We start from the raw sequence: 22,346 nt of genomic DNA on the forward strand, positions 1-22,346 counted from the left end.
GACCTCCATTAAGCTTTTTTAATCCAGAACTTTAGTACATTGTCTTCTTCTGTGTTTTGTACAATTTCATGTCCGCCTGATTTTGCCCAAGCTGTTAAGTCACTTTTGGCTCCTTTGTCGGTTGCATGAACCTCTAAAATTTCACCTGAGTTGATGTCTTCCATTGCTTTTTTCGTTTTCACAATTGGCATTGGACACGCCAATCCTTTGGCATCTAACACTTTTGCTGAATCCATTATATTCTCCTCCTTTTACCCCTCTACCGCACAACGGTTAGGGCCTGTTTCCATTTCTTTTTGTCTTTCTAATTCTGGATCCATTTTCCCCATGTTTGTTTGACGAATGTCTTGATAATCATTTGGCTGCGGTGGAAGATTTTCTGTCACCATTTTGCGGAATACATTTTCATCCTCCACTTGGAGACCTGAGTTATTTTGATAAAGGTCACCTAAGCGAGCTGATACTTCTCCGCCCTTACCTAGTTCCTCTGCAAAGGAATAGTGAGCTGGGAGTACAATTAAGTCCTCTGATAGCTCTTTGTATCGTCTATAGAGCGTATTACGAAGGTCACCTACCCAATCCTCTGCCAATCCAGCAAGGTCAGGTCGACCAATGGATTTCACAAATAGAATATCTCCAGTTAATAAATATTGATCGTCAATGATAAATGACGTACTGCCAATGGTATGCCCAGGGGAGTATATCGGTTTTACTTTAACAGTTGTGTTTCCGACTGTTATGTCATTCCCCTCTTCAAGTGGGGTATACTCAAAGGTTACTTCTGTTGCGTCCTTAGGGGGTAGATGATACGTTCCTCCTACTTTTTCAGCTAGGTGACGTCCACCTGAAATATGATCCGCATGTAAATGGGTATCAATTAGATGTTTAATCTCTACACCCTTTGCCTTAGCAAATTGTTCATATGGCTCTAGCATACGAGCTGTATCTATAATGGCTGCTTCACCGTTCGATTCGATGAAGTAGGATAGACAGCCCTTACCTAGGCGAACAAATTGATAAAGGGCTCCACCACCATTTAAATCGCCAACTTTTACTGGCTCTAGATGTTCACTCCAAGCCTTCATTCCACCTTCAAGGTTGTAAACATTGGTGAATCCTGCCTCAACCATAAGGTCTGCAACCATTTCAGATGATCCGCCTTTGGCACAAACAACGATAATCTCTTGATCATTATTCAGTTTTTCCGCTACAGGACCAACACCATCTAGTAGATTAAAGTAGGGTTCGTTAATGACTTCAACTTTTCCACCTTCAATTTTCCAATTATCAAATTCATCTGTGTTACGAACGTCCAGGATGAGTGTTTCTTCATGATTAATAACTTTTTGTGCAAGTTCCTTCGTTGTTATCGATTTTGACATAAGCTCTCCTCTCCTTTATTAAAATGTTAAGGTCATGTTTGCGTCTTTCGCGAATTCAATAAATGTAGCAGCTCCGCCAACTTCAATTCCTTCAACAAAAGCATCCTTTTCTAAGTTCATGACATCCATTGTCATTTGACATGCAATTAACTTCACGTTCATTTCTTGAGCAAGACTTACAAGCTCTTCAATAGAAGGTACATTTGCTTGTTTAAAGCCCTCTTGGAAATGTTCCTTTCCTTCTGGTAGTGGAAGACTTTTGTGTCCTTCTTTATGAATTAGATTTAAGCCTTCAAATGTGAAGAAAATGCCTACCTCTGCATCTGATGCTGCTGCCGCTGATGCAATGTTGAATACCTTATATGCGTCAAATAGTCCTCCGTTTGCTGCAATAATCGCTACTTTTGTATTAGCCATAATAAAATTCCTCCTAATTATTTTTTAAGATTGTTTTTCTGTAGGACCTTCCCACATAGTCATGCCAGGCACTACATTCTTTACGTTTTTATATCCTTTTTCTGTTAGCTTTTGAGCTGCTAAATCACTCCGAATTCCAGTACGACAAATAACATGTAGTTCCTCGTCTTGTTCAATTTCTTCCATTCGGTCATCAAGCTCACCAAGTGGAATATTTTTAGCACCAGGAATATGCCCAAACGCATATTCTGCAGGCTCTCTTACATCAAGTATGAAAATCTTCTCATCGCCTTCAATCCGACTGCGAAGGTCTTCTAAATCAACGATGTCTTCGTGTTTTGTTTCTTCTTTCGCTTCATCATCACTCGCCTTACGGATATAGTGATGTAATACCTCTCCATCTTCTTTTGTACCAAGATATTGATGTCCCGTACTATCAGCCCAAGCTTTAATATCAGCCGTAGAACCTTTATCTGTTGCTTCTACCCTAATCACTTGACCTGGTTCAAGGTTTGTTATTGCTTTTTTTGTTCTTACAATGGGCATCGGACAAGCAAGCCCTTTAGCATCTAATACTTCATTTGCTTGAATAATCATTTTATGACCTCCTATTATTCCACTTCGTCTTTCCAAGCAAGCATGCCACCTGTCATATTAATGACGTCATAGCCTTGTGCCTTTAAGAATTGACAAGCCTTTCCACTACGGCCACCTGAACGACAAACCATATAGTGTGGTTGATCCTTATCAATTTCGTCAAGCCGATCTGGGATAGTACCTAATGCGATGTGGCGCGCTCCAGGAATTTTACCTTGGGCAACCTCCTCATCCTCACGTACATCAATAATGCTAATGTTTTCGCCAGCTTTTAGTTTTTTCGCTAATTCTTCTGGTGTAATTTCCTTCATCAAAATCGCTTCCAAGTTTAAAATATTTTAATGCTTTATACCTGCAGGGGTATTAAACAATCTAAAAAAATATATCACTTACAAAATTTTTATTCAACCACCTCACACCTTTAGGGGTAGGGGTATCATTTTTGCGATAAATAATAGGGTTAATCTGTTACATTTAACCCTATACATTAGGTTATACAAATCATGATGGTTTTGTCACCCTCTAAAAATTATCGGCTACGAACGAGCAAGTCCACTGCTTCTTTAATCAAGTCCTCGGATTTTTCACCACTTTGCTTTTCCTCACGAATACACTGTTCTAAATTTTTACTCACAATTAACGCAGCCGTGCGATCAAGGGCACTTCTAACCGCAGACATTTGGGTAACGACATCACGACATTCTTTATCGTCTTCCATCATTTTAAGAAGACCTCTAACTTGACCTTCAATTCGTTTCATTCTATTTTTGACTTGTGCATCATATTTCATTGATGACCCTCCTCATTCTTATTCTTTGTCGAGGCAATAACCAATTACACACAGGCCTTTCCGGCGTAAAATGCGTGCACTTAAATTCATTTCAACATGGTCAGATGCGATAATAATCACATCTTTTTTGGGGATTTCGTACACATATCTACTTAAATAGGGTAGAGGAATGCAATGGATGTTTTCTACCATTTGCTGTGCAGATTTGTGAAAGCTACGAATATCGACAATTGCTACATCCTCTTTAGAATATGATACATAATTTTCATCTATCTTGCCAATACCTAAAACAGGCATGTACCTTTTATACATAAATAAAACCATTAATATGGCCAAAATGATGGAAAGTAGTGTGCTCATGATGATCTCCTCTTTCAAAAGGGATAATGTCATTTTATACCCCTATAGGTATATTGTCAACCTAAAAAAACACTTGCTTAATTTTAAGCAAGTGAGAAACAATCTTCAAACAATTAATTTGCGTTTTGAGGAGGGTAAGATGTTTAACTCCTCCCTGTATTTCGCAACGGTTCGTCTTGATATGGTGATCCCATGTTGTTTCTGTAAATAATCTGCAAGTTTTTGATCGGAGTAAGGCTTCTCTTTATTTTCCTCATCAATCAACTGCTTGAGAAGATATTTCACCTTTGCCGATGAAGTATGCCCCCCATCGTTATTACCGAGCTTTGAAGTAAACAAGCGCCTCATTTCAAAACAGCCTAATGGAGTCTGAATTACTTTATTTCCGACAGCTCTGCTTACGGTTGATTCGTGCATATCAATTTCATCTGCTACTTCTTTGAGCGTCATTGCCCGTAGGCCAGAAAAACCATTTTCCAAAAAGCCTCTTTGCCTCTTAATTATATAATTCGTTATTTTCAAAATGGTGGATTGACGTTTTTCAATACTTCTTACTAACCACACATACTTTTGATAATGATCCTTAATATATTGAGAACACTCTCTTTTTTCGTGAAGTAGATTCATATACTGCTGGTTAACATGGACAACGGGTAAGTAACGATTATTCATGGAGATCCCATAGTCCCCATCCTTTTTTTCTATGATTACATCTGGATATAAATAGTTAACCGAATGTCTGGTGAATTCTGCACACGGCTTAGGATTAAGCGTTTGGATACACTCAGCCAGTCTTTTTACTTCCCCTAAAGAGATATCTAAAATGGTAGTAATCTTATTCCACTTATGATCAGCAAGCATACCTAAGTAATGTTCAAGGATTTCCTGAAGCTTTGGCTCATCCGGATAATACTCCTTCGCCTGAATCATCAAGCACTCTTTGAGATTTCTCGCCCCTACCCCTAGGGGATCTAACTGCTGTAATAAGCCAATAGCCTCCTCCACTTCTTCATTTGAAATATCAAGTTGCTCTGCAATTTGGGAATTGGATAGTGGTAAATAACCCTTATCATCTAGATTGAGAATTAAATAGTTTAATATGGCTTTCCGACGATCATTTACGTTAAGCCATTGGAGCTGCTCGGTTAAATAATCAACCAGTCCCCCCTCTTCATTGGAGATAAAATCTAACGGACTAACCGAATCATCATTTGCTCTGGAATATGAGGATTTATTACGAATCGAGCTATAACTTTCTTCTAAGCGAATGGGTTGTTCACGCTCTTCTAATTCAATTAAGGGATTTTCAGCCGCTTGTTCCTGAAGAAATTGGGAAAGTTCAGTCGAAGAATATTGCAATAAAGAAATGGCTTGTCGTAGCTCTGTGGTCATCACGAGTTTCATCTTTTGTTTCTGAAACAATCCAAGCTCCAAACAATATCCCTCCCTTGTGTGTATGCGCTTACAAAAAGCAGAATTTTTAAATATTATGTTTAGCTTACTATATTCATGCATAATTAGCAACTTGAGTTTATCAAAGAAAAGGATTCTAATCGGATATGTTTTTCGACGGTTTGGTTATTTTTATGATTTTTCTCCCATGGATGGAGGCTTGGGTCAAATGTCTCTTGATGGTAACAAGTCTTTAATAGTAGTAATCTAGTCAGTTAGTTGTTGAATTTAGTCGGTATTTAGAAAAATTCAAGTCTAAAGGTTGAGGAATTCCGTCTATATTTTTGGGGAGGAATATGACACGTCAGTTATGTTTATTTACAAGTCTATCTTACGAGTAATCCTGTTACCCTAGTATTCTATCAAATCTAGCTGAATGCTAATCCAGTCGCTCCACTACATATTCACGTCTCTGTCACTTATTCCAGTCGGCTCACTCCATAATCAGGTCTATTTGGCCTATATTCACGTCTACTCAAAGTCTTTTCCTCCCCCCTCCACTCGCCATCAAAAAAGGATTAGCTCTCTTCACAAAAAGAGAACTAACCCCATAGCCTTAAGCATGAACAGGCTCACTCGCTACAATTCCATTCGCTTTCTCATAAGCCTCGAGCAGATAGTCCACGATATGAACGGCATCCATTTGATCAGATAAACCCTCGCGTTCGATGCCGAGCTTCATCTGCAGTAAGCAGCCTGGATTTGCTGTGACAATCGTTTTCGCTTTTGTTTTCTGGGCCTGCTCCATTTTATAATCTAAAATTTGCATGGACATTTCGGACTGAACGATGTTATAGATACCAGCTGATCCGCAGCAACGGCTGGCATCCTTCATCTCTACATAATCAACGTTATCGATTGATTGTAGTAGAGTTCTAGGTTCCATAAACGTTTTTTGACCGTTTTTCAGGTGACAAGAGTCCTGATAGGTGACAATCTGGACAGGCAATTCCAATGGTAGCTTATGGAACTCAAGCTCGACTAGCACACTCGTAATATCCTTGATCTTCTTCGCAAACGTATCCGCACGTTCCTTCCACTCAGGATCATCTTTTAGTAGATGGTCATATTCGACGAGAAAGGCACCACAGCCACCCGCATTTGTAATGATGTAATCAACCTCAGCCTCTTCAAAGGCCTCGATATTACGCTTAGCCATTTCTTTTGCTTGATTCACTTCTCCACTATGGCCATGCAGCGCTCCACAACAGGCTTGCTTTTCCGGTACAACAATTTCACAGCCAGCATATTGAAGGAGCTTTGTCGTGGCATCATTCGTTCCCATAAATATCGTATCCATTAGACAGCCAGAGAAAAAGGCGACCTTCTTCTTCTGTTCTGAAAGTGGACGCAGGTGACGAGGACGATTTTTCATTTCCTTTCGCTTCGGCACTTGTGGTAGCACCTTTTCCATCGTTCGCATACTTTCAGGAAATAGATTCATCACACCCGTTTTTTGTGCCAGTTTCTGCATACCCGAACGTTGGTAAACGCCTAGTAATCCAGTTAAACCAATCATGCGATTTTGATAAGGAAATAGATTCTCAAAAAATACCCCTCTAAGTAATTTAACTGGTAGGGATTGATTGTTACTTTGATAGATGGCATCCCGTGCCTGCTCCAATAAACGACCAAACTTCACGCCGGACGGACAGGCAGTTTCACAAGCACGACAGCCGAGACATAAATCAATGGATCTCTTCACTTCCTCACTAGGTTCAATGTCGCCATCGACAACACCTTTCATCAACGCAATACGGCCTCTTGGGGAATGGACTTCATCATGTCCTGTTTCGACATAGGTCGGACAGGATGGTAGACAAAAACCACAGCGCGTGCAATTCATGATTTCATCGTAATCAATTTTTTCCCGAAAAGCCTGTTGAATACGCTCTTTCTCTTTCGTATCCATCATTTGTTCACCACCACTCTTTCCCTTGCAAATACCTTACCTGGATTCATAATGTAGTTCGGGTCTAAGGCCATTTTAATATTCCGCATCGCTTCAACACCTGCTTCTCCTACCTTCATATGCAAGTATGGGAGCTTCATCATGCCGACACCATGTTCACCTGTAATCGTACCACCAAGTTGAACTGCTTTAGCAAAGATTTCTTCAAAGGCCTGTTCAACTAGTTCAATTTCTTCCTTATTTCTAGCGTCGGTTAAGCAGGTTGGATGTAGGTTTCCGTCTCCTGCATGACCAAATGTACAAATATTGAGGTCGTATTTGGCAGCGATTTCATTTATGGCTTTAACCATGTTAGCAATTTCCGAGCGTGGTACAGTTGCATCCTCTAAAATCGTTGTTGGTTTTAATCTGGATAATGCTGACAGAGCTGTACGTCTGGCTGAAGTTAATTGCTCTGCTTCTTCAGCAGTCTGCGCAACCGAAACATCGAAGGCTTTGTTTTCTCTACATAAAGCCGTTATTTTTTCAATATCACGTTCGACGACTTCTGGTGCTCCATCCTGTTCAATTAAAAGAATGGCTTTTGCTTCTGTTGGGAGGCCAACCTTGGCGTAGTCTTCTACAACCTTCACGGTGGATTGGTCTAAAAATTCTAATGTAACCGGAATGATTCGGTTAGCGATGATAGCGGAAACCGTTTCAGCCGCAGCTTCTAAATCATGATACAAGGCGAGCATCGTTTTCTTGGTTTCAGGCTGCGGAATTAATTTCAAAGTAGCCTCTGTTATCATACCAAGCGTACCTTCTGCGCCCACATATAATCGCGTTAAATCATATCCCGCCACATCCTTGGCAAGCTTTCCACCTGTACGAATAATTTCTCCGTTTGGAAGAACAATTTCTAGCCCGATGACATAGTCCCGAGTCACCCCATATTTCAGACCTCTTAGACCACCAGAGTTTTCACTAATATTTCCGCCAATTTGCGAAATGTGCTGGGAGCCGGGATCGGGTGGGTAAAATAAGCCAACAGATTTTGCCGCCTCATTGACATCCTTTGTATATACCCCTGGTTGTACTGTCATCGTTAAGTTTTCTTCATCAATTTCTAAAATTTGATTCATATGCTTAAAAATAAGAACGATTCCACCCTCAACAGGCGTTGTCCCGGCACATAAATTCGTACCTGAACCACGAGGAACAATCGGCACCTTATGCTCGTTGCAAACCCTTACAATTTCAGCCACTTCATGATTGTTACGTGGAGCTACAACCCCATCTGGAATAGCCTGATATTGTGTTGCAGAATCATATGAATAAGCAAGTAGACTTGCGTTATTATCCACAAAATTCTCTTCCCCAACAATCGATATAAAACGATCCTTCACTTCTTGTTTAAGCATACACATTCTCCCCTTGGGACAGAGGGACAGGTCCCGTGTCCCATTTTTGTATAATTGACCAAAAGGAAAATCTTAAATTCAGGTGAGTCTTTTCCTTAACTGCCTACACACTTGATGTCAGATTTTCCTCTTGAATGATGACCATGTACACATTTTATATAAATCTCGTACACAATCTCTTATTCTATTTTAATTGATTTCGTCATCGACAACAATATACGTTGCCTTAATTGGTCCATGCACCCCAACAATTAAGTTCATTTCAATGTCAGCACTGTTACTTGGACCAGTTACAAAACTTACACAAGAGGAAACATCCTGCCCCTCAAGATTACGTTCATGAATGAGCTTCGTAGCCTGCGTCATGCGCGGTACAATTGTACTTTTTGGAATAATAGCAATGTACGTTTTTGGAAGTAAACTGATTGAACGTCCATTGTATTTATTGTTAAAAAGTGTAACCGTACCTGATTCTGCTAAGGTAATATCACTAAAGGTGATTCCGACATCTGCACGTTCAGCGAAGACTTTATTTTCTTCACCTTTAGACTCATCCCATAAATGGATTTCCGTTCCCTTTTCCCCTAAGCTCTTATAAAAATCGTTAAGTCCGTACTGTTGAAGACGTTCGTCACTAGCAGAAACGACGGACTTGCCTTCAAAACCATCAATCGTCTCCTTTAACACTTTATGAAGTCCGTCTCGATCGGTCCGCTTAAACTCTGTATGAATAACCTTGCAATGCTCCTCTAACTTTTCAACTAATTCATCCTGAGATAGACCAGTGAATACCTCATACTGCGGCTGTACACTCCACTTAGGACGTTTAACCCCTTCCGTACGGCGATTACGCCCTAGATTTGCAGCTAAATTATCTAAAAACGAGTCACGATTTTGGATGGTCATTTGGCGACCCCTCCTTTTTGCCGTTCCTTAAACCAGGAGCGAAAACTTTGCTTGGCAGGAGCGGGGAAATCACGACTCTCCGTCCAGCCTTTTAATGGTCCAGGTCCATTTGTAATGTTTTCATCCTTTGACCATGGCTTTAAGGCTGTGCGTGCAGCCGCTGCACTCATCTTATAGGCAGCAGGACTTGAGGCCCACGCTGCAAAGCCTTTCATCGCTAGTTTTTCTGCTTTTGGTGCCATGCCTTTTTCTTCTACTATGATTTGTCTGTGGCGAATCAACTGTTCATGTAACGGGATTTTGACTGGACAAACCTCGTTACAAGCCCCGCATAATGACGATGCATAAGGAAGCTCTTTATGCTCCTCATAGCCTCCTAATAGTGGGCTGAGTACGGCGCCGATTGGTCCTGGATAAATAGAACCGTATGCATGCCCTCCTACTTGGCGATAAACAGGACAAACGTTGATACATGCCGCACAACGAATACAATGAAGAGCCTCCTGGAATTCGGTGCCCAGAATTTTAGAGCGTCCATTATCCACAATCACTAAATGATATTCCTCTGGACCGTCAGTTTCCCCCTCAAGACGAGTACCTGTAATCGAAGTCACATAGCTTGTTAGCTTTTGCCCAACAGCTGCACGAGTCAGTAAGCTGGTTAAAACGTCTAACTCCTCCCAAGTTGGAACCAGTCTTTCCATACCCATAACCGAAATCTGTGTATCAGGTAAAGATGTAACCATACGAGCGTTCCCTTCATTCGTTACAAAGGTAATAGCACCAGATTCAGCCACTGCGAAGTTACAGCCTGTAATCCCAACATCTGCAGATAAAAAATCCTGACGCAATTGTTCACGTGCAAATAATGCTAACTCTTCAGGGCTATCTGACTTATCATAGCCGCGCTTTTGGGCAAATGTCTCGCGGATTTGCTCTTTGTTTTTGTGAAGAGCAGGTGTCACGATATGGGAAGGCGGATCCTCATCAAGCTGCAAAATCCACTCCCCTAAGTCTGATTCAACTACATCAGCTCCAGCCTCTTGTAGTGCTTCGTTTAATCCAATCTCCTCTGTTACCATGGATTTGGATTTCACGACTTTTTTGGCATTTTTCTTTTTTATGACGTTTTGAACGTATTCATTAGCTTCTTCTGCTGTTTGCGCAAAAAACACTTTTCCTCCACGCTTGGAAACATTGTCACTTAACATTTGTAAGTAGTAATCAATATTTTCTAACGTATGTGTGCGAATCTCTGAACCTAGTTGACGCCAATCTTCCCAATTTCCGAGCTCATCTGCTTGTTTTTGCCGACCATCACGGAATCGTCCTTGAGCTGAAGCAACTGCTTGGCGCATAAAGTCATTTTCTACTCCTTCTTGGACGCGCTCTTTATACGGTGCATGACCGATTTTCATACTCATATGCAGTACCCTCCATTTTTAGGATTGATGATTGAGAATTTCTGTAATGTGAGCCACTTTGACGTTTTTACCCTCACGTTGCATTTTCCCACCAATATTCAGCAAGCAGCCCATATCTCCACCGACTAAATATTCCGCCTCTGTTTCTGTAACATGTCGGGATTTCTCTTCAACCATTTCACCAGAAATCACTGAGTTTTTCACAGCGAAAGTACCACCGAACCCGCAGCAATCTTCCTTAATAGGTAGCTCCACAAAGTCGACACCTTGCACATTTTTTAATAGTTCTATTGGCTGTTCCTTTATACCTAGAATTCTGGTCATGTGACAGGAAGGATGATAGGTTACTTTTCCTTTAAAGGTAGAACCTACATCAACAATTCCAAGTACATCTACTAAAAATTGTGTAATTTCATAGGATTTGTTCGCGAGCTTTTTCGCTTCCTCCTCCCACTCTGGGTCACCCTTAAAAACTTCCGGATATTCACGTAGCATTCCAACACAAGAACCAGATGGTCCAACCACGTACTCTGAATCTTTGAAAGCCTTCATCATTTGTTTCATAGCTTTCTTGGACTCTTGTAAGTAGCCACTATTGTAGGCAGGTTGACCACAACAGGTTTGAAGTTCTGGAAAATCAACCTCACACCCTACCCGTTCCAAAATTTCAACGGTATCCTTTCCAACATTCGATGACATAATATCGCACAGACATGTGATAAATAATGATACCTTCATCAGGTTCACCCCCAATTTGTTCCCCTTTTAAAGCGTTCAGTTAATAAATGCTTATGATAATAAACAGCAAATTAAAAGTAATCGACGTGTCTCACTTTTCTTTTCTATGATTATATCAGAAACACTCTTCATTGGATTCACCATCATTGGCTTTGCTAACTCCTATTTCAATACACAAAAAACAACCGCGTACATCCATAAGGAAAATACGCGGTTGCTCTTCACTTCCGAATCTGTTCCATCAAATATTGAACAAATTGTTCATCTCGCACCAGCCATACGGGTTCTCTTCTTTTCAAAAACCTCTCAGCCTCTTCAAAGCTAGAAAACGTCTCCTCTAACTTTGACTCATTCTGTTTAATCGCCCATCGATCATCGTTTACCTTATATAGTAGAAAAACATCCTCCTCATGATTTTGATAAAGGGTTCCAAAATCTGATTCCTTTACGTTGTAACGGTTACGTTTGGCATCCTCTTTTAACGGCGGTAGTGGAAATGTGTCCGCTACAAACTTTTGATAGGCATCCTCAGTCATGGAACAACCTGCCGCCTTGGCGTGTCCTCCACCTCCAAATAGAGCAGCGATTTCCGAAACATCCACATGGTCATGAATGGTGCGAAAACCGACCCGTTTACTGCTTATATTTAATATGGCTATAAAATCTAGATGTTCAAATTCCTTCACTAATTCATTCCCAAGCTCTGAATGATAGGATTCTGCATATACAATACCAGCTAAGTATTCACCGATATACGTTTGTACGGTTTCACGCTTCTTTTTACGAATATAACGATTGGCTTTCTTGTCCTCCATTTCAAGGATTTTGGTCTCAAATTCATCAAAATAGAAATAGTCACTACTAAAAAGACGGTCGATCATTTTGGCTTCAAATTCGTCTATTGAAATTAAGTAAAAAAGTGCATTTAGCCTGCGAGCAGCTTGGTTATCATTCTTTTCCCATTCCCACGTATCATATTGTCTTACAAGCTCCACAAACTCAGCAATCGCAGGAGAAGGTTCTAAGTATAGATGATTCACTAAGTAGTCATAGAGTATGGATGTTGCTGATGTTAATTTCCCCGCGGCATCCTCAACCACCACATGCCCCCAATCGTAATTATTAAAATGAAGGGCAGTTTTATGATGATCCAGCAGCTGCAATTTACCTCCTTCACAGCTAAACTCCTCTAGTCTCTTCTCGTTTTCTTCATTAACACTTAAATCCGTAATAAAGAGAAACGTATCCTTCTCGTCATTTTCTAAAAACCACTCCACTTCTCGGTCTAGTCCGGACACGGAATTGTAGCGAACCTTTACCTGGTCTCCGAATGCCAGTTTGGCTAAAATCCCGCATCCTACGCCATCTAAATCGTTATGGGACAACAATTTGTACATAATAATCACCTCTCCTAATTAGTATGGATTTGGCAGAGGTGAATTATATACTAAAATAAATGAAAACCGCAACAGTTATTACTTATCCTCTCTCCAGCATTCGATCAAGCGCTAACTTGGCAAGCTGACCAATTTGAGAGTCCACTTTAATTTGATTGATGACCTCTCCTTTTTCTAAGCTTTCTAATGCCCATAAAAAGTGAGGCAAATCAATTCGATTCATGGTTAGGCACGGACACATATGTGGATTTAACGAAAAGACCTCTTTATCCTTGTGCTGCTGAGTTAAGCGATTTACAAGGTTCATTTCCGTACCTACTGCCCATTTCGTTCCCGGTTCCGCATCCTGGATAGTTTTAATAATGTAGCTAGTGGAACCGGCATAGTCAGCTAACTCCACCACCTCCCTGCTACATTCAGGATGAACTATAATCTTAGTCTCAGGGCTTGTTTGACGGAGTTCTTCTACATTTTGAACTGTAAAATTGGCATGAACAGAGCAATGACCTTTCCATAAAAGGACCTTTATGTTCTCTAAATCCCCTTCATAAATCAAGGTTTCCAGCATCGGATCCCAAACAGCCATTTCTTCTAGTGAAATACCAAGGTCAAATGCAGTGTTTCGTCCTAAATGTTGGTCAGGCAAAAACAAAATACGTTCCTTTTGCGTAAAGGCCCATTCGAGCATTCTCTTGGCGTTAGAGGAGGTTACAGTTGCTCCCCCCTTTTCACCTACAAATGCTTTAATGGCAGCTGTTGAATTAATATAAGTAAGGGGAATGATCGTATCGCCAAACTGCTTTTGCATTTCAGCCCAGCCTCTTTCGGTTTGATTAATATCAGCCATATCTGCTAACGTACAGCCAGCCCGCATATCAGGCAATATCACTTTTTGGTCCTTACTCGTTAAAATATCGGCCGTTTCTGCCATAAAATGCACACCACAAAATACGATATATTCTGCCTCATGATTGGCTGCCGACACCTGTGCCAAGCGTAAGGAATCCCCGGTTTGATCAGCAAACTCAATCACCTCATCCTTTTGATAGTGATGGCCTGGAATAAACAGCTTATCCCCCATTTTCTCTTTAATCCGCTGAACACTCGTCTTCATATCATCAACACTTAGGGTTTTGTAATGCTCAGGCAACGTCTTGTTCTGCTCCACCATATCTAAAATACTCATTTTTTCTCCCCCTCTTTAACCTGTAAGCTGATATCTAAAGCCCTAACTGAATGCGTTAAAAATCCCAAAGATATATAATCTACGCCTGTATTACGATAATCTGGTAATGTGTCTAACTGAATGCCGCCCGATGCCTCCGTGATAATATGTTCAGGCACATAGCGAACAAACTCTTGCACCTCTTCGGGAGTTCGATTATCAAGCATAATGACATCTGCCCCTGCTTCGACTGCCTCTAACACCTCTGCCTTTGTTTCGGTCTCCACCTCTATCTTTACCATGTGACCGATATTTTCTCTTACTGCCTGGACGGCCTTTGTTATGGAGCCGCAATAGGCAATGTGATTATCCTTAATCATCACACCATCATATAAGCCAAACCGATGATTTTTTCCCCCACCAGTTGTAATAGCGTATTTATCGAACATTCTAAGACCTGGCATCGTTTTTCTAGTGTCACAAATTTGAATGCTTGAATCCTGCAATGCTTCCACACATTGATGTGTTAATGTTGCGATACCACTCATGCGCTGCAGCAGGTTTAAGATGACCCGCTCGCCAGTCAGAATGATTCCAACAGGTCCATAAATTTCGGCAATTTTATCGCCCTTATTAACCTGATCACCATCTTTATAGTGGATGATGACCTCGATAGAAGAATCGAGCATTTGGTAGGCGGTAGATATAATATCGAGTCCGGATATAATCCCATTATCCTTCGCCATCAAAACGCCCTTCCCTATTTGATCTCTTGGAAAGATAGCCTGACTGGTGACATCACGGTCCCCAATATCCTCCTCTAAAAAGTCCTGGAATGCCCTTCGTAATTTAATCGGATTCATCCCTTTTCCCCCTTAAACTAGATGCAATTTCGTTTCTGAAATGTCCCTTCGTATTTCCTCACGTATTGAATGAGTTTTGACATTCGGAAAATCGGATCGATAATGACTGCCAATACTCTCCTCTCGCACTAACGCTGATGTCGTAATGAGCCAGGCGACGGTTAACATATTGATCATTTCTATTTCCTCGTTTGTTAGCCCGTATAAATCAGCATGGAGAAAATCATACTGCTCAAGCCATTCCCTCATCGCTGTTAACTCCTGCTGATGGCGAACGACACCTACCTTTTCAGACATCATATGGTGAAGTTCCTTTTTGATAGGAAGGTTGACGGCCTTATGTACTTGATGATGTGTAACGTTTTCATAAATAGGTTGTAACGCTTCCTGTTTTGACAAAATTGATTCCGCCACTTTATTCCCAAACACAATCCCCTCTAATAAAGAATTGCTCGCAATTCGATTCGCTCCGTGCACTCCTGTACAGGCTACTTCCCCAACCGCATATAAACCATTTAGGGATGTTTGGCCTAAAGCATCCGTCTTTATTCCACCCATCATAAAATGAAAGCCTGGGATTACGGGGATTAACTGTTTATCTAACTGAATATGATGCTTGTTACAAAGCTTATGGATGTTTGGAAAGCGTTTCTGGAAATTGGGTACCTGTGAAATGTTTAAAAAGACCCTTTCTCCTTGCTGAATTTGTGCAAAAATGGCTCTTGCCACTACATCACGGGGTGCCATATCCTTTAACTCATGAACATCCTTCATGAATCGCTCCCCTTTTTCATTTTGCAGAAAAGCACCTTCACCTCGAACAGCCTCTGAGACTAATCCAAGTGTTCTTTTATTTTTATATAAAAGTGTAGGATGAAACTGAACAAACTCCATATCAGTCAGAACTGCTCCAACTCGGTAAGCCATTGCCAATCCGTCACCTGTTACCGTTTGGTCATTGGAAGTATAGGCATACAGCTGCCCACATCCTCCCGTTGCTAGAATGGTGACAGAGGCATAATAGTGTTGAAGTTCACCCGCTTGATTTTTGGTTTTTACACCGAGACACCTTCCCTCCTGCATAATGAGGTCAATGGCCATTTCATTTTCAACCATATGGACCTTTCCTCTCACTTGTTCGAGCATAAAGGAAATCAATTCTTTTCCAGTAGCATCGCCACCTGCATGCCATATTCGTCTTTTTGTATGACCACCCTCCATTGCTAAACAAAGCTTATCAGCATCATCTCGATCAAAATTCATACCCGAATTCAGTAAATGAGATATGTAGGCTTTAGCCTCACTTGTTAAAAGTTTCACATTCTTAGCATGATTAAAATAACTGCCTGCCCGTAACGTATCCTCATAATGAAGCTGCCAATGGTCATTATGAGCTACGGCAGCAGCAACCCCACCCTGTGCATAATACGAGTTACTTGCTTTCGTATGTGACTTTGTGAAAATAATCACATTCCTGTGTTTACTTAACCTATTCGCAACCGTTAAGGCGACAATTCCACTTCCAATTATGATTACATCGGGCATACGTTTAGCCTCCCCCACTTGGATGAGTTTATCTTAAAAGTGTATTCACCTGTCTTGACATCTATATTTACACAAGATTAGGATATTATCAAGAACAATTTTTAAATACAGAGGAGAGGGACTATGATTTATCTCGATTATGCGGCTACAACCCCGATTTCTAGAGAAGCCCTAGGGGTTTATTCACAGGCAGCCTCAGATTTTTTCGGAAACCCTAGCAGTTTACATGATACAGGCTCTAAGGCTTCTCAGTTACTAGAAACGAGTCGTGAACAGCTTGCACAGCTTATACATGGAGACAAAGAAGGCGTGTATTTTACTAGTGGTGGCTCTGAATCTAACATTCTAGCCTTACAATCCTTGATTGACGCCCATCAAGATAAAGGAAACCATCTTATTACCACCTATTGTGAGCATTCATCTGTTTATCATTTCTTTCAAAAGATGGAGAAACAGGGATACGAGGTGACCTATTTACCTGTAGATCATTATGGATTGGTAGACATCCATACATTGGAGAGTGCTATCCGAGATACGACTGTGCTTGTCTCCATCCAATTCGTTAACGGTGAAGTCGGTATTATGCAGCCCATTGATCAAATAGGGAAATTGCTGAAGCAAAAAAATATTTTGTTCCACTGTGATGCCGTCCAGGCTTTTGGAAAAATCCCGATTCATGTGACTCAAGCCCATATCGATAGCCTGTCCGTCTCCAGTCATAAAATTTATGGCCCCAAAGGCGTTGGGGCTGTATATATTAACCCGAAGAAAAAATGGAAGGCACAAATTCCAAAGACAACACACGAAAAAGGATTTCGCCCTGGTACCATCAACGTCCCTGGAATTGCTGCTTTTGTTACAGCTGCTAAAAGTGTTTGTGATAGAATGGAAGATGAAACAGAGAGAATTCGATCCTTACGTAAGTCATTTTTAGATCAAATAAAAACTCTCCCTATCAAATTTGTGGTCGAGGAGCACCCTTCCCAGACCCTTCCCCATGTTCTTGGATTACGTATTCCAGGAATTGAAGGGCAATATACGATGCTTGAATGCAATCGCTACGGTGTTGCTATATCAACTGGAAGTGCCTGTCAAGTTGGCAATCAAGAACCCTTAAGAACCTTGAAAGAGATGGGTCGAACTGACATAGAAGCGAAAAATTTCATTCGTTTATCATTTGGAAAAAATACAGAACATACTGATATTCAGCAGGCTGTCCAAGCCTTTCAAAAGCTGACGGAGAACTTTTTTTCCAAGCAAGGAGGCACAAAGTAAAGTGAGTGAAGAAACCAAAATGTCCTCAGCCGAGCGACAACAATTGATTATTGACACACTCAAAGCATCAACACAACCAATTACAGGAACTGAATTTGCCAAAAAAACAAATGTTAGCCGACAAGTGATTGTTCAGGATGTATCGATTTTAAAGGCTAAAAACGAGCCCATTATTGCGACAAGTCAAGGGTATCTCTATTTAAATCAGGATAGTGATAATCAACTGAAACAAAAAGTCATTGTATGCAAACATACCCCTGAGCAGACAAGGAAAGAACTAAACATCATTGTAGATTACGGTGTATCAGTCCGTGATGTCATTGTCGAGCACGCTGTGTATGGAGATTTGACCGCATCCTTGCACGTTAGCAATCGGAAAGAAGTCGATCAATTTATTAAAAGGATTCAAAACACCAATGCTCGTTATTTGCTAACCTTAGCAGAAGGATTACACCTCCACACGCTCGAAGCAGATTCCCTGGAAAAAATCGATGCAGCATGTCGGGATTTGGAGAAAGCTGGTATATTAGTACCAGAATAAGGAAAAGGCGCCTCATTTATTGGAGGTGCCTTTTTTAGCTTAAAGTCTTGGTTTAGCAGGGGCTTAAGCGAGTTTGTGAAAGCGCATTCATATTTTGTAGTAAAATTATTGATAACTTTGCAAATTTTTGTGCTACTATTCTATTACTATGTTATGATGAAAGAAAAACAAACAGAGGGATGCTACTATGTTACTAAAAAACTTCTTTATCGGATTATCGCAGAATCAATTGATGAATAACATGGCGCAGAAATACGGCTTTAAATTAGGAGCTCAATCTGTTGTTGCTGGGACCAATATTGAAGAGATGATCGAAAGCGTTAAAGAGCTTAATGCTGTAGGAATCTCTTGTACCATTGATAATTTGGGCGAATTCGTGTATCAACGAGAAGAAGCAACTAAGGCAAAAGAGCAAATCCTTGACGTTATTGAAGCCATCTATCAGAACCAAGTAGATGCGCACATTTCATTGAAGCCAACCCAGCTAGGTCTCGACATCGATTACTTTTTCTGTCTCGAAAATTTAACCGAAATTGTCAGAAAAGCGCATCAATATGATATTTTTGTAAACGTTGACATGGAAGATCATACCCATAAACAACCATCTTTTAATCTAGTAGATGAGTTAGCAAAGGAGTATGATAATGTAGGAACGGTTATCCAATCTTATTTCTATCGCGCAGAAGAAGATATTAAGAAATACAAGGATTTCCGACTCCGTCTTGTAAAAGGTGCCTATCAAGAGCCAGAAGAGGTCGCCTTTCAGGATAAAAAAGATATTGACCGCAATCTAATTAAATTAATCGGGTACCATTTACTTCACGGAAAATTCACATCCATCGCAACACATGACCATCACATCATTAACCATGTAAAGGAGTTTGTGAAAGCACATAACATTTCTAAAGAAAAATTTGAATTCCAAATGCTTTATGGTTTCCGAAAAGACCTACAATTTCAACTCGCCAAAGAAGGCTACAAATTTTGTACGTATGTTCCATTCGGCACCGATTGGTATGGATATTTCATGCGTCGCCTAGCCGAACGACCGCAAAATTTGAACCTAATGGCAAAGCAAGTGTTTAATAAGAAAACAAATACTGTTTTAGGTGTTGGTGTTGGGGCCTTTTTATTGGGTCGGTTGACGAAAAGGAAGTAACGATTTGAAGGGATGCGATGGCATCCCTTTTTGTATTTGTCTTGAGGAGGTCGCTGAAATGGATGAAGAAAAACAGAGAAGGCATTTAGCTATGATGCTTGGGCATATTGGTCTTTTGCTATTTGGACTGGCCATGATGAGATTTATGGAGGAGTTCGACGACACTTTAGGACAGGGACTAGTCTTGTTTGGAATCTTATTTCTTGGGCCATATTTGAAGTTTTTAGAAAAAAGAGCCGGGGTAACGAAAATGGAAGCGAACATTTTTTCAGGACTCTTAGTTTTGGGCATAACCATTAGTGGGATTCTCATACTTTTTTAGAAATGAATCATTTGAGGGTGGTTTTACATTCAGGTATGATACATGCAGGAGCGTGATGACCATGAAACTGAATCGATCTGGGAAAACGAGTAAAGAATTTTTTGTATCATACTTAAAGCTTGTGATGAATACGCAAAAGTGTTCCCTTGAAGTGGCTAAGGAAATTACCTTTGACCGCATTTTTGAGGGCCAGCCTCATTGTTTTGGGAAGGAGGTTTATGATAATTTTTTGAGTGCTTATGAGGAGATGAAGGAATCTGATTAAGGGAAGCGTGTGTTTGGGCGGTGTGAATAGACTAGTGCGGTGCTGGCGTATGCTGAAGGTTGGACCTGTTTTGCTGAACATTCCTTCGTTTTTGCTGAGGTAGTCGGTTTTTGCTAAAGTTTTGTTTTACTTTGCTGAAGTTTGTGTTTTGTATACTAATGTTCAAGGACTTTTTGCTAAAGTACAAGTATTAAATGCTGAAGCCTATACTGTCTCTCGGCAGATGCTGAAGTTCGCTGTACTTTTGCTAAAGTCCGCTTCTACATCGCTGAAAATCGCGTAGTATTTACTAAAACTAAGGACGGTGATTTCAATATGCTGAAGTTCACCCCACTCTCGCTAAACAATCCTCACTTATTACTGAAATAGATGGGGTAAATGCTGAAGCGACACAACAACACTCGGCTTATACTAGAGTTTACTCCTCTTTTGCTAAACATTCCTCTGCTTTTGCTGAAGGATGCTGGTTTTGCTAAAGTTCCGTTCTCCTATGCTGAAGTCAATGTTGAATTTACTGAAGTTCATTGACTTCATGCTAAAAAAGGAGCAGTAAATGCTAAAGCCCGGGCCGCACCAACCTCCTCCTCAAAAGTAAAAAGTCTGCATATCTGCCGCAACAGATACACAGACTTTACCATTAATAAATCCGCTTCGCCCCTTCATAATACTTCGACCAATAGCTATTATCCAATGAATAGATGGCGATGCCTTTTGAACTGGTTGCTGAAACCCATTGGTTATCGCCCATGTAAAAGCCAACGTGGGTTATGGATGAGCTGTTGACTGCATAGAACACCAAATCTCCCGGCTGCAAATCCCCTGTAGACACAGATGTGCCTTGTTTATATAGATTAGCAGAGGTCGTTCGCTGCATATTTACTCCATGCTTATTAAACATATAATACACGAAGCCTGAGCAATCAAAGCCTGATGGAGTTGTGCCGCCCCATAAGTATGGGACACCTAAGTAATTTTTAGTATCTTTAATTAAATCCTGTTTAACTACAGCATGCTCAATGGCGGTAGTTGTCGCTTGGTCCGCCTTCCCTGTAACGGCCAAGTTATAATCGTTTTGAAAATCTTTAATGGCTTGTGTTGTTGGTGTGTCTAAGTTTCCTGTCATGGTTTCAACAGCATCATATCCAAGACTTTGTAAATTTTTTTGGACTTGTTTGAGACTTTCATTGGTTTCCTTTGTTGGAGTCACACTTACTGGAGTTGCAGTTTCCTCACCTGGAATTTTTAACACCTGACCAACCTTAATTGTCTCACCTGATAAGTGATTGGTTGTTTGTATTTGATTGACAGATGTATTATATTTCCTGGCAATGCTATAAAGTGTATCTCCTGCCTTTACAGTATAACTTGAAGTTTCCTCCTTAGTTGCCGGAGTAATAGCATGTGCTACTACCCCGTTTTCTTCTTTCGGGATTATTAGCGTTTGGCCTATTTGAAGGTTATTGCTATCTAAATTGTTTGAGCTACGCAAGTCATCAACACTGACATCATATTTTTTGGAAATGCCCCATAATGTATCGCCTGAAGCTACTATATATTGAATGTTCTCGCTAGTTGGCACGCTCTCATCATTGTTAGAACTGACCGACTCTTGTGCTGGGATAATTAAGGTTTGTCCGACTTTCAATAAATTTGAATCTATTTCATTGGCATCTTTAATGGCATCGACGCTCACTCCATACCGATTGGCAATGGCCCATAAACTATCCCCTGATTCCACACTATAAATTGTGGAATGATTTTGATTATCCGTCTGAGATACGGGGGTTGTTGTGTTAGATTGACTAGCGATCATCGTTGGAATTACCAAGGTTTGTCCAATGCGAACGAAATCACTAGATAAGTCATTCGCTTCTTTTATCGCGTCCACCGGTGTATCATAAATTCTTGATAGCACTGTTAAAAAGTCACCACTCTCAACCTTGTGAAAGGCTTTTGGAATAATTAAGCGTTGATTTTTCTGTATTTGGTCTGATTTTAGTTCATTGGCTCGTTTAATATTATCTACTGAGGTTCCAAACTTGTGTGCGATACTCCATAGAGTGTCACCAGCAGAAACCTGGTGGTAAATGGAGCTTGAATCTACTACTTGTGTTGTAGGTGTATTGGATGGTGTCGTTTGAGCAAATGATGCATTCGCACCCATAAGAGGAATCGACGTGACCGCCATTCCACCAATCATGACTTTTATTACAGTTACTTTTACATTTGGATAACGTTGTGTAATCATATCTCGCACTGTCGTAACAAAATTTTTCCTTTCCTTAGATTCTCTTCCTAACTCCTCAGCAAACTCCGTGGAATAATTATCAAGATAAATGATCACGGCATATTCATCGCTGCTTTTGATTTTTCGGAGACCATGTCGATATTGACTCATGAATCGGCTCCCCTTTATAGCAAATGTAATTATAC

General features: G+C 40.6%; 23 protein-coding genes. 5 read left to right on the forward strand and 18 right to left on the reverse strand.

Annotated elements, in window-relative coordinates; all coding sequences use genetic code 11:
• Window positions 1–8: 8 nt before the first annotated feature.
• The 17 genes from GH754_RS05215 to nadB all read right to left on the reverse strand — a co-directional run bounded on the left by GH754_RS05215 (window position 9) and on the right by nadB (window position 16,351).
• Window positions 9–236: a sulfurtransferase TusA family protein gene (locus tag GH754_RS05215; protein WP_153727651.1), complete on the reverse strand. Its 228-nt coding sequence runs from the start codon at window positions 234–236 to the stop codon at window positions 9–11.
• 15 nt (window positions 237–251) lie between these two features.
• The gene (locus GH754_RS05220; RefSeq protein WP_153727652.1) at window positions 252–1,382 is read right to left on the reverse strand and encodes an MBL fold metallo-hydrolase; all 1,131 of its coding nucleotides are present in this window, start codon (window positions 1,380–1,382) and stop codon (window positions 252–254) included.
• An 18-nt stretch (window positions 1,383–1,400) separates the two neighbouring features.
• Complete coding sequence (locus tag GH754_RS05225; protein ID WP_153727653.1) at window positions 1,401–1,799, reverse strand: DsrE/DsrF/DrsH-like family protein; 399 nt, start codon at window positions 1,797–1,799, stop codon at window positions 1,401–1,403.
• A gap of 24 nt (window positions 1,800–1,823) precedes the next feature.
• Window positions 1,824–2,396 (reverse strand): sulfurtransferase TusA family protein, encoded by a 573-nt coding sequence (locus GH754_RS05230; protein WP_153727654.1) that lies wholly within the window; start codon window positions 2,394–2,396, stop codon window positions 1,824–1,826.
• A 14-nt stretch (window positions 2,397–2,410) separates the two neighbouring features.
• Window positions 2,411–2,707 carry a rhodanese-like domain-containing protein gene (locus GH754_RS05235; RefSeq protein ID WP_153727655.1) on the reverse strand — a complete coding sequence of 99 codons (297 nt, stop codon included), beginning with the start codon at window positions 2,705–2,707 and terminating at the stop codon, window positions 2,411–2,413.
• Window positions 2,708–2,925: 218 nt separating this feature from the next.
• Window positions 2,926–3,186, reverse strand: coding sequence for a metal-sensitive transcriptional regulator (locus tag GH754_RS05240; RefSeq protein WP_153727656.1), 261 nt, complete (start codon window positions 3,184–3,186; stop codon window positions 2,926–2,928).
• A gap of 18 nt (window positions 3,187–3,204) precedes the next feature.
• A complete protein-coding gene (locus GH754_RS05245) occupies window positions 3,205–3,546 on the reverse strand; it encodes a hypothetical protein (protein ID WP_153727657.1) in 342 nt (113 codons plus the stop codon).
• 105 nt (window positions 3,547–3,651) lie between these two features.
• Entirely contained in the window at window positions 3,652–4,980 is a 1,329-nt protein-coding gene (rpoN, locus tag GH754_RS05250; RefSeq protein ID WP_194841286.1) for an RNA polymerase factor sigma-54, read from the reverse strand.
• Window positions 4,981–5,554: 574 nt separating this feature from the next.
• Window positions 5,555–6,913 (reverse strand): (Fe-S)-binding protein, encoded by a 1,359-nt coding sequence (locus GH754_RS05255; protein ID WP_153727659.1) that lies wholly within the window; start codon window positions 6,911–6,913, stop codon window positions 5,555–5,557.
• Entirely contained in the window at window positions 6,910–8,313 is a 1,404-nt protein-coding gene (glcD, locus tag GH754_RS05260) for a glycolate oxidase subunit GlcD (protein WP_153727660.1), read from the reverse strand. Before glcD ends, GH754_RS05255 begins: the two co-directional genes overlap by 4 nt.
• Window positions 8,314–8,502: 189 nt before the next feature.
• Complete coding sequence (locus GH754_RS05265; RefSeq protein ID WP_153727661.1) at window positions 8,503–9,219, reverse strand: LutC/YkgG family protein; 717 nt, start codon at window positions 9,217–9,219, stop codon at window positions 8,503–8,505.
• Window positions 9,216–10,643 carry a LutB/LldF family L-lactate oxidation iron-sulfur protein gene (locus GH754_RS05270; protein WP_153727662.1) on the reverse strand — a complete coding sequence of 476 codons (1,428 nt, stop codon included), beginning with the start codon at window positions 10,641–10,643 and terminating at the stop codon, window positions 9,216–9,218. The genes GH754_RS05265 and GH754_RS05270 overlap by 4 nt, the downstream gene beginning before the upstream one ends.
• Window positions 10,644–10,661: 18 nt before the next feature.
• On the reverse strand, window positions 10,662–11,381 hold the full coding sequence (locus tag GH754_RS05275; RefSeq protein ID WP_153727663.1) for a (Fe-S)-binding protein: 720 nt from the start codon (window positions 11,379–11,381) through the stop codon (window positions 10,662–10,664).
• Between the two features lie 221 nt (window positions 11,382–11,602).
• Window positions 11,603–12,778, reverse strand: coding sequence for a DHH family phosphoesterase (locus tag GH754_RS05280; RefSeq protein WP_153727664.1), 1,176 nt, complete (start codon window positions 12,776–12,778; stop codon window positions 11,603–11,605).
• Window positions 12,779–12,860: 82 nt separating this feature from the next.
• Window positions 12,861–13,964, reverse strand: coding sequence for a quinolinate synthase NadA (gene nadA / locus GH754_RS05285; RefSeq protein ID WP_153727665.1), 1,104 nt, complete (start codon window positions 13,962–13,964; stop codon window positions 12,861–12,863).
• Window positions 13,961–14,806, reverse strand: coding sequence for a carboxylating nicotinate-nucleotide diphosphorylase (gene nadC / locus GH754_RS05290; protein ID WP_153727666.1), 846 nt, complete (start codon window positions 14,804–14,806; stop codon window positions 13,961–13,963). Before nadC ends, nadA begins: the two co-directional genes overlap by 4 nt.
• A gap of 12 nt (window positions 14,807–14,818) precedes the next feature.
• Window positions 14,819–16,351 (reverse strand): L-aspartate oxidase, encoded by a 1,533-nt coding sequence (gene nadB / locus GH754_RS05295; RefSeq protein ID WP_153727667.1) that lies wholly within the window; start codon window positions 16,349–16,351, stop codon window positions 14,819–14,821.
• 123 nt (window positions 16,352–16,474) lie between these two features.
• On the opposite strand from nadB, the gene GH754_RS05300 reads away from it, so the two are divergent.
• From GH754_RS05300 to GH754_RS05320, 5 genes are all read left to right on the forward strand, one after another.
• On the forward strand, window positions 16,475–17,626 hold the full coding sequence (locus tag GH754_RS05300; protein ID WP_153727668.1) for an IscS subfamily cysteine desulfurase: 1,152 nt from the start codon (window positions 16,475–16,477) through the stop codon (window positions 17,624–17,626).
• A 19-nt stretch (window positions 17,627–17,645) separates the two neighbouring features.
• On the forward strand, window positions 17,646–18,167 hold the full coding sequence (locus GH754_RS05305; protein WP_153727731.1) for a transcription repressor NadR: 522 nt from the start codon (window positions 17,646–17,648) through the stop codon (window positions 18,165–18,167).
• 187 nt (window positions 18,168–18,354) lie between these two features.
• Entirely contained in the window at window positions 18,355–19,326 is a 972-nt protein-coding gene (locus tag GH754_RS05310; protein ID WP_153727669.1) for a proline dehydrogenase family protein, read from the forward strand.
• A 58-nt stretch (window positions 19,327–19,384) separates the two neighbouring features.
• Entirely contained in the window at window positions 19,385–19,648 is a 264-nt protein-coding gene (locus tag GH754_RS05315; protein WP_153727670.1) for a hypothetical protein, read from the forward strand.
• A gap of 61 nt (window positions 19,649–19,709) precedes the next feature.
• A complete protein-coding gene (locus GH754_RS05320; protein WP_153727671.1) occupies window positions 19,710–19,913 on the forward strand; it encodes a hypothetical protein in 204 nt (67 codons plus the stop codon).
• 637 nt (window positions 19,914–20,550) lie between these two features.
• Here the strand turns inward: GH754_RS05320 and GH754_RS05325 are convergent.
• On the reverse strand, window positions 20,551–22,311 hold the full coding sequence (locus GH754_RS05325) for a LysM peptidoglycan-binding domain-containing protein (RefSeq protein WP_153727672.1): 1,761 nt from the start codon (window positions 22,309–22,311) through the stop codon (window positions 20,551–20,553).
• Between the last annotated feature and the right edge of the window lie 35 nt (window positions 22,312–22,346).

The sequence above is a fragment of the Salinibacillus xinjiangensis genome, from assembly GCF_009649735.1.
GTDB lineage: Bacteria > Bacillota > Bacilli > Bacillales > Alkalibacillaceae > Salinibacillus > Salinibacillus xinjiangensis.

Coding starts and splice junctions, on each gene's coding strand:
- GH754_RS05265 (WP_153727661.1), bottom strand. CDS start 9,219: ATGACCATCCAAAATCGTGACTCGTTTTTAGATAATTTAGCTGCAAAT.
- GH754_RS05305 (WP_153727731.1), top strand. CDS start 17,646: ATGTCCTCAGCCGAGCGACAACAATTGATTATTGACACACTCAAAGCA.
- GH754_RS05215 (WP_153727651.1), bottom strand. CDS start 236: ATGGATTCAGCAAAAGTGTTAGATGCCAAAGGATTGGCGTGTCCAATG.
- glcD (WP_153727660.1), bottom strand. CDS start 8,313: ATGCTTAAACAAGAAGTGAAGGATCGTTTTATATCGATTGTTGGGGAA.
- GH754_RS05245 (WP_153727657.1), bottom strand. CDS start 3,546: ATGAGCACACTACTTTCCATCATTTTGGCCATATTAATGGTTTTATTT.
- GH754_RS05235 (WP_153727655.1), bottom strand. CDS start 2,707: ATGAAGGAAATTACACCAGAAGAATTAGCGAAAAAACTAAAAGCTGGC.
- GH754_RS05315 (WP_153727670.1), top strand. CDS start 19,385: ATGGATGAAGAAAAACAGAGAAGGCATTTAGCTATGATGCTTGGGCAT.
- GH754_RS05225 (WP_153727653.1), bottom strand. CDS start 1,799: ATGGCTAATACAAAAGTAGCGATTATTGCAGCAAACGGAGGACTATTT.
- GH754_RS05275 (WP_153727663.1), bottom strand. CDS start 11,381: ATGAAGGTATCATTATTTATCACATGTCTGTGCGATATTATGTCATCG.
- GH754_RS05255 (WP_153727659.1), bottom strand. CDS start 6,913: ATGATGGATACGAAAGAGAAAGAGCGTATTCAACAGGCTTTTCGGGAA.
- GH754_RS05280 (WP_153727664.1), bottom strand. CDS start 12,778: ATGTACAAATTGTTGTCCCATAACGATTTAGATGGCGTAGGATGCGGG.
- nadB (WP_153727667.1), bottom strand. CDS start 16,351: ATGCCCGATGTAATCATAATTGGAAGTGGAATTGTCGCCTTAACGGTT.
- GH754_RS05270 (WP_153727662.1), bottom strand. CDS start 10,643: ATGAGTATGAAAATCGGTCATGCACCGTATAAAGAGCGCGTCCAAGAA.
- GH754_RS05325 (WP_153727672.1), bottom strand. CDS start 22,311: ATGAGTCAATATCGACATGGTCTCCGAAAAATCAAAAGCAGCGATGAA.
- GH754_RS05320 (WP_153727671.1), top strand. CDS start 19,710: ATGAAACTGAATCGATCTGGGAAAACGAGTAAAGAATTTTTTGTATCA.
- nadA (WP_153727665.1), bottom strand. CDS start 13,964: ATGAGTATTTTAGATATGGTGGAGCAGAACAAGACGTTGCCTGAGCAT.
- GH754_RS05300 (WP_153727668.1), top strand. CDS start 16,475: ATGATTTATCTCGATTATGCGGCTACAACCCCGATTTCTAGAGAAGCC.
- GH754_RS05310 (WP_153727669.1), top strand. CDS start 18,355: ATGTTACTAAAAAACTTCTTTATCGGATTATCGCAGAATCAATTGATG.
- GH754_RS05240 (WP_153727656.1), bottom strand. CDS start 3,186: ATGAAATATGATGCACAAGTCAAAAATAGAATGAAACGAATTGAAGGT.
- GH754_RS05220 (WP_153727652.1), bottom strand. CDS start 1,382: ATGTCAAAATCGATAACAACGAAGGAACTTGCACAAAAAGTTATTAAT.
- nadC (WP_153727666.1), bottom strand. CDS start 14,806: ATGAATCCGATTAAATTACGAAGGGCATTCCAGGACTTTTTAGAGGAG.
- GH754_RS05230 (WP_153727654.1), bottom strand. CDS start 2,396: ATGATTATTCAAGCAAATGAAGTATTAGATGCTAAAGGGCTTGCTTGT.